The sequence below is a fragment of the Acidithiobacillus sp. TH-A36 genome, assembly GCF_057473445.1.
In genome coordinates, this window is the sequence record NZ_JBYCKP010000542.1 from 1 (window position 1) to 1,471 (window position 1,471).

The window sequence follows — 1,471 nt, forward strand, 5'->3', positions numbered from 1 at the left end:
CGGGTAATAAACGCACCTGTACGCCGTGTGCTTCCAGAAAGGCTGCGTCTTTCTTATCCTGCGCATCGATATTGGCGGGCATAATCACCCGGGCCAGTTTTCCTTTGGCGGCAATTGCATCGAGAGTCGGCGCATAAGGCCCGATTTCCTCATCTTCAATATCAATCGGCCCCGGCTGGTCGATGACCTGCACAATCTGTTTTACGGACGTTCCCGGTGAGAGCACCAAAACCTGATGCGCCCATGCAGGCGCTTTCTGATTATTCCAGTCCGCGTTAAAAACCGCATTGACGGCTTTGACGATGGTGGGGTTTTGGGTGACGTAAAGGTAATTGCGGGCATCATGAAAATCTGACCAGGCAAAGTTCGGATTGCCGATTTCAGCCTCGTGGCCTGATGCCAGATATTTGGCATGGTAAAAAGACCACTGACTACCGTGACTGGTAAATCGGTAAGGCGCCAGATGCAGTTGCGCACCTGTCACTTCGATCTCCCGTTCTTCCTTTTTCACCTGCCAGGATTTCATGCCATAGGGCTTGCCTTCAATGATGACCCGCACATCCACTCCCCGCGCTTTGGCCGCTTGAATGGCGCGAAGAATCGGGCGGTCGGTCATGTAGTAAACACCGACATTCAACTCATGGCGGGCTGCATGGATCACTTGCAAAATAGGCGAAACGCCCGCGTTGGGTTCAATAAATAAAGGCATATTTTCTCCTTAAAGCACCGGTTAAAAATGTGTGGTACCCATAAGAAACACATTATGCGTGTTAAACCATGCAACATGGGCATGGTGTTGGCCCGTTTCAGTACTGAGTATCAAAAGTAGGCACGGGCACCAATGGTCTCAATAGGCACTTATGTGGTTGCCAACATGATCGATGGAGTCCTGCGGGCTCCAGAAAACAACAGGCTCGACGTGTGAAGCGGCCTTTATGCCTGTCTCCCATGCACGGCCTGCCCTCGTGACCCAATTAATGTGGCCTTCTGTCGAGATAATCTCTTTCTTGTCTGCATCGCCCAGGATTTCATCTCCTGTCTGAAACCAGACGCGCGCGAGGGCGTTCCTTCGGTTGTGATTCATGGTGAATTCCATGGATTCCAGGAAGGTGTAGTCCCAATCCTCCTCGTATTGAGGATACCGTTGCTTCAGAATGGCTTGGGAGGCTGAACGCAGCAGTTTTTGCGCTGTTTTCCATGTTTTCCGGATGATTTCAGGTGCCTGTGGTATCTCGCAGGAAAATGTGCCGCCATCAAAGTTCGACCAATCGCAGCTATAGCAGTCACCGACAAACAGCCGGTTGACTCCCTCATTCCGCATCCATGATCCCACTGCCGCAAATTCAGTCCTCACCGCATCCAGTTGGGGTGATTCCATCCGCGTTGATTCCATGCCCATTCAGTGCCGTCCTGGTCGATGGGCCGGCATGGGTGCAGACGCTACACCGGGTGCGACCTGCTGTATCTGGGC

At 52.3% G+C, this 1,471-nt stretch carries 2 protein-coding genes; both read right to left on the reverse strand.

Annotated features, from left to right (window positions below):
* A partial coding sequence (locus AC2VLY_RS13820) for a phospholipase D-like domain-containing protein (RefSeq protein ID WP_486891834.1) occupies positions 1 to 709 on the reverse strand: 709 nt, incomplete at its 3' end.
* A gap of 138 nt (positions 710 to 847) precedes the next feature.
* Positions 848 to 1,399 (reverse strand): hypothetical protein, encoded by a 552-nt coding sequence (locus tag AC2VLY_RS13825; protein WP_486891833.1) that lies wholly within the window; start codon positions 1,397 to 1,399, stop codon positions 848 to 850.
* Between the last annotated feature and the right edge of the window lie 72 nt (positions 1,400 to 1,471).